The organism is Vibrio sp. 1288 (assembly GCF_033344475.1).
Window position 1 is genome coordinate 1 of sequence record NZ_JAWPOX010000072.1, and the last position, 4,438, is coordinate 4,438.

At 42.6% G+C, this 4,438-nt stretch carries 8 protein-coding genes; 7 read left to right on the top strand and 1 reads right to left on the bottom strand.

What is annotated here, in order from left to right; translation table 11 throughout:
• The first annotated feature begins 111 nt into the window (after window positions 1-111).
• The 6 genes from R8O11_RS24535 (at window position 112) to R8O11_RS24555 (ending at window position 2,760) form a co-directional block, all read left to right on the top strand.
• Window positions 112-453: a MobC family plasmid mobilization relaxosome protein gene (locus R8O11_RS24535; RefSeq protein WP_025534403.1), complete on the top strand. Its 342-nt coding sequence runs from the start codon at window positions 112-114 to the stop codon at window positions 451-453.
• 705 nt (window positions 454-1,158) lie between these two features.
• On the top strand, window positions 1,159-1,608 hold the full coding sequence (locus R8O11_RS31850; protein WP_412035070.1) for an MbeB family mobilization protein: 450 nt from the start codon (window positions 1,159-1,161) through the stop codon (window positions 1,606-1,608).
• Window positions 1,609-1,842, top strand: a complete 234-nt coding sequence (locus R8O11_RS31855) for an MbeD/MobD family mobilization/exclusion protein (RefSeq protein ID WP_169567099.1) — start codon at window positions 1,609-1,611, stop codon at window positions 1,840-1,842.
• A gap of 61 nt (window positions 1,843-1,903) precedes the next feature.
• Window positions 1,904-2,296, top strand: coding sequence for a type II toxin-antitoxin system RelE/ParE family toxin (locus R8O11_RS24545; RefSeq protein ID WP_224723981.1), 393 nt, complete (start codon window positions 1,904-1,906; stop codon window positions 2,294-2,296).
• Window positions 2,286-2,573 carry a NadS family protein gene (nadS, locus tag R8O11_RS24550; RefSeq protein WP_029946694.1) on the top strand — a complete coding sequence of 96 codons (288 nt, stop codon included), beginning with the start codon at window positions 2,286-2,288 and terminating at the stop codon, window positions 2,571-2,573. The genes R8O11_RS24545 and nadS overlap by 11 nt, the downstream gene beginning before the upstream one ends.
• A gap of 16 nt (window positions 2,574-2,589) precedes the next feature.
• Window positions 2,590-2,760 (top strand): hypothetical protein, encoded by a 171-nt coding sequence (locus R8O11_RS24555; RefSeq protein ID WP_158090427.1) that lies wholly within the window; start codon window positions 2,590-2,592, stop codon window positions 2,758-2,760.
• A gap of 234 nt (window positions 2,761-2,994) precedes the next feature.
• Here the strand turns inward: R8O11_RS24555 and R8O11_RS24560 are convergent, their stop codons facing one another.
• Entirely contained in the window at window positions 2,995-3,210 is a 216-nt protein-coding gene (locus tag R8O11_RS24560; RefSeq protein WP_005398515.1) for a hypothetical protein, read from the bottom strand.
• 158 nt (window positions 3,211-3,368) lie between these two features.
• Between R8O11_RS24560 and R8O11_RS24565 the strand changes: the two genes are divergently transcribed.
• Entirely contained in the window at window positions 3,369-3,617 is a 249-nt protein-coding gene (locus tag R8O11_RS24565) for a hypothetical protein (RefSeq protein ID WP_005398517.1), read from the top strand.
• Window positions 3,618-4,438 lie beyond the last annotated feature (821 nt).

Sequence of the window (4,438 nt, forward strand, 5' to 3'; positions counted from 1 at the left end):
TAAGCAAGGCTACACAAAGACCCCTCCACTTCGTTACGTTGTCATTGTGCCTTGTAAGGGACGCTACGCTCCCTTAACCCTAGTTAAAAGCACTCAAACTAAAGAATTGCCATGACTGAAAAGAAGAAAGTAATACGAGAAAAGTCCATCAAGATCAGAGTCACTGAGGCTGAACTTCAAGCTCTGAAAGATCGGTGTGATGGTGCGGAATTAGCTCCTTGGATGAGAGAGACTTGTCTTGGGGAACGGACTCTTAAAAGAGCCAATGTTCCTAAAGTAGACCCTGCATTATTGCGCCAGTTATCTGGACTTGGGAATAACTTGAATCAGATTACTAGAGTAGTGAATACCCAGAATTATGATGTCGTGAATGTGGTTCAAGTATTGGCCCAACTTTCAGCAATCGAGCGTCAGCTTGGGCAAATAATGGCAAAGTATGAGATCTCAGTATGATTGTTCAGTTCGCTCGTAGAGGTAAGGGTATTGGGAGTGGCCCTGTTGATTATCTCTTAGGGAAAGATAGAAATCGGGAGAGGGCGACACTCAATCAAGGCAATCCTGATTTAGTTCAATCACTCATTGATTCGAGTCCTTACGCCAAAAAGTACACATCGGGCTTTCTCTGTTTTGCTGAAACGGACTTATCACAAGAGATTAAAGATCGCCTCATGGCTGATTTTGAAAAGGCTTTGTTACCAGGCTTAGACAAAGACCAATACTCCATTCTTTGGGTAGAGCATCTTGATAAAGGGCGGTTAGAGCTGAACTTTGTTATTCCAAATATTGAGCTTCATTCTGGCAAGCGACTTCAACCTTACTACCACTTTGCAGACAATCCTCGTATCGATGCGTGGCGCACCATTCAGAATCTTGAACTAGGGCTTCATGACCCAGATGACCCTGCTAATCAGCAAGGCTTGGTGAGTGCTAAAGACACTCCATCCGATGCAAAAGAGATTCAGCAACTTCTTACCGATGGTCTACTTAATCTTGCTCAATCAGGCGCAATCCGTAGTCGAAAAGGGGTAATTGGTGCGCTTGAAAGCAAAGGATTTGAGATTGCCAGAGTGACAGCTAAAAGCATCAGTATTAAGAATCCCGAAAGTGGGAAACGAAACATAAGATTAAAAGGTTTGTTGTATGAGCAAGATTTTGAATATGGCGAGGGACTTCAATTCGCAATCGAAGAAGCAAGCCAACGCTATCGAGCAAACGCTAAAGAAAGACTTCGAGAGGCACGAACAACGTATTCAAGATGCGTTGAAATCAAGCGAGCAGAAAATCATAAACGACATCCAAGAGCAGCAACCTCGTTTGAATCTCTTGGTGATGAAAACATGGATTTGGTTGCCAGTGACCCTGTTATTTTTGGTGATCGTCAGTTACGGGATCGCTTGGTATCAAGGGCAGACGATATTAGACAATCAGAAAAAGATAGCCCGCCAAAAAGCGATCCTAGAGCAGTTCCAGAACAAGACTTGGGGGCTTTCTCTGTACGAGAGCCAGAAAGGGGAACGTTTTATTGTGATACCAGAGGGTTACTCGATTCTGGAGGGGTGGACAATGAACGATGGCAAGAACGAGCTGATCAAGTTGGAGAGGAAATAAATGACCGAGCTAGAGAAACAACTTTTGCACGCCTTCGAGGTTTTAGAGAGGCAGCACAAGGAGCAGCACAGCGAGTTCGTGAAGCTCTACAAGGATTTAGAGAAAAGATTCGAGCAGAGCAGCGAGGAGAACCAACGTTTACAGAGCAGTGTGAGCAGCTTGACCATGCAAGTAAACAACTTGACGCAGCAGCTCCAGTCGTTGGAAAAGCAATACAGCAAGAGCAGTCGTTAGCACGACAAAATCGCAGAGGTCGAGGTTTCGGATTTAATCGTTAATACATTTGAAAACACGCTTGCCAGGAGTACAATGTACTCCTATTCTTTTGGGAGAGGATCGGGTTATTAGCTACGCATTAGAGTTTATTGAAACGCCATTGTTTGAATCTCAGCGAAAAGAGATGCTCACGGATGAAGAGTTTCGAGCGTTGCAGTCAGACATCATCAAAAACCCAGAAATGGGATCGTTGATTGTCGGAACGGGAGGGCTAAGAAAAGTTCGCCTTGCTGGAGAATCGACAGGTAAGAGTGGTGGTTATCGAACGATTTACTTACTGATCCAACCTGATGTTGTCTATTTGGTGTTGCTGTACAAGAAAGGGAGAAAGGACTCTTTAACTCAGAAAGAGAAGAATCTCCTTAAAGAAGTGTCGAGGTCGATTAAGAGAGAGTATGACAATGAGCAATAGTATTTTTGATGAACTTTATACATCGATGAAGCAAGCCGAAGCGATTGCAAAAGGAGAGCAGACTCCTGCGAATGTCACTCGTTATGAGATTGCCGATGTTAAAGCGATCCGAGCACAACTGGATGTCAGCCAAAAAGAGTTGGCACAAGCGATGGATGTGAGTATTGATACCGTGAAAAGTTGGGAGCAAGGACGGAGAAATCCGACAGGTTTAGCAAGCAAAGTCCTGACTCTACTCTCTAAAGAGCCAGAGCTTTATGCGAAGTTTTCAGTTTAAAGATTAAGAGGTGTCTATGAGTGCAGCTGTTACTTTTGAGCAATTCTGTCAGCATTACGAGTACGATCCGAGAAGTTCGTTATCTCGCTTTGAATATGAGAAGTACAAAGAGAAGAAGTACAAAGAGAACTTGGAGATAGCTAACGAGCTGATCACCAAAGATGCCATCGATAAGATGAAAACATAGAAAAAACGCCCTTAGAGGGCGTTTTTTGTTTCAATCGAACAGCGAACTTTTTGCTCTGTAAATCGCTCTGAAAGCGTCACAAACTTACAGCCCGATTTCTGGCTAAGTAGGTAAGGATAAGTGCTTAAAAACGCTCCTGGAGCGTTTTGAGAGCGTCAGGTTGGCGTTTTGAGATGCTAAGTCGGCTATTTAACGTAATAGGAATAATAAGCACCAAAACAACGTTATGTTGCTTTAAGTTATGAGCTTCTTTGCTTCGATTTGAAGCCATTCAAATGTGTTTTTGGGCTCTCCATGCATTTCCATTTGATGCCAAAGTTTTTCAAATGACAAAATAGTGACTTGTAGAGCAACTTCTTCATTTCCAATTTCCATTGTTAAATTTTCGAGAAGTTTAATCGTATGAGCATCTACTAAAGTGTCGTATTTTTTTATTTCACACAGAGCCATAAAACAATACTCACAAAGTGGTGATATGCATGTAACTTTATAATAGTACTCAATTGCGTATATAGTGGTTTTTTTTGGCCTAAGTCTATTAAGAACGTTCAATTGCTCACACAAACCTAGTCTTAAATATGATGTGTATGAGATAAATGGGATAAAGCGTGAAACTAAAAATTTATTTTAAAACATCGAATAACAAAGGCTTTGAAATCGCATCATATCAAGAACATTACGAGACAATTGTTGCTCAATGGCTTTCGTTAGGTCGTACACTAGAATCGAGTTCTTTTTTCCTTGTGCTGTACGATGATGATGGTAAGTGTGTAGATGCCAAATATCTTTCAAAAAATAATTTTAGTCGATTGCTGATAGAGTGGGACTGCTTTGGTTTAAAAGAAAGTAATGAGTAATTTAACGTAACACTCGTTGTGCGAACTGAACGATAGAACGCAAAAGGTTGCCCAAACCGGCGACCTTTTTTACATCTGGCAGATACGAAAAACGCCTCCCAATGGGAGGCGTTTTTCTTGAGGACGTTCATTACCTTAGAAAAGGATCGTTGAGATCCCAGCTCTTTGGTTGTAATCTCAATCCCCAGATGTGACAAAACCGACCCTGCAAGGTCGGCTTTGATCGGAATACTTACTGGTTTGACGGCCTGTGTAAGTCCTTTCATGATAGCCCATATCATTTAAGCACTTCAAGTATTCCTGCACTCTGTTTGGACTCAAGATGTTTTGGACAGAGCGATGCGCATCAGCCACCGACCAAGGGAAGTTCCAAAGGTGGCAGGTAAAGGCACTAATCAAAACTTGCGAAAGCACGATAAAACCGCTCTCTTGTAGCTGCTAGAGGGAGAACTGCGGAAAAGGAATAATTGATTAGTGTTGTGAGACTGGAATGGGGGCGTAAAGCCTTACTCACAGCGCAGGGCAGCCCGAAAGGGAAGAGACTTACCCAATCTGAAAGCGACCAAAAAGATACCCAAATCACTCATAAATTTGAGTTGAAATGGGTAGGGGTCGGCGCAGCCGAAAGGGTGGTGTGTGCTAGCTTGGCTAGCCTCCTCTTTGCTCTTACTGTCATTGTTTGATACTTCATGATTTCCCTTATTTGCATTTCTTTATCTTACTTTCTATCTTTTGTTAAGCACATAAGCAAGGCTACACAAAGACCCCTCCACTTCGTTACGTTGTCATTGTGCCTTGTAAGGGACGCTACGCTCCCTTAA

Excerpts from the sequence above, each read along its gene's own strand:
- R8O11_RS31855 (WP_169567099.1), top strand. The coding sequence starts at position 1,609 with ATGACCGAGCTAGAGAAACAACTTTTGCACGCCTTCGAGGTTTTAGAG.
- R8O11_RS24535 (WP_025534403.1), top strand. The coding sequence starts at position 112 with ATGACTGAAAAGAAGAAAGTAATACGAGAAAAGTCCATCAAGATCAGA.
- R8O11_RS31850 (WP_412035070.1), top strand. The coding sequence starts at position 1,159 with ATGGCGAGGGACTTCAATTCGCAATCGAAGAAGCAAGCCAACGCTATC.
- R8O11_RS24560 (WP_005398515.1), bottom strand. The coding sequence starts at position 3,210 with ATGGCTCTGTGTGAAATAAAAAAATACGACACTTTAGTAGATGCTCAT.
- R8O11_RS24555 (WP_158090427.1), top strand. The coding sequence starts at position 2,590 with ATGAGTGCAGCTGTTACTTTTGAGCAATTCTGTCAGCATTACGAGTAC.
- nadS (WP_029946694.1), top strand. The coding sequence starts at position 2,286 with ATGAGCAATAGTATTTTTGATGAACTTTATACATCGATGAAGCAAGCC.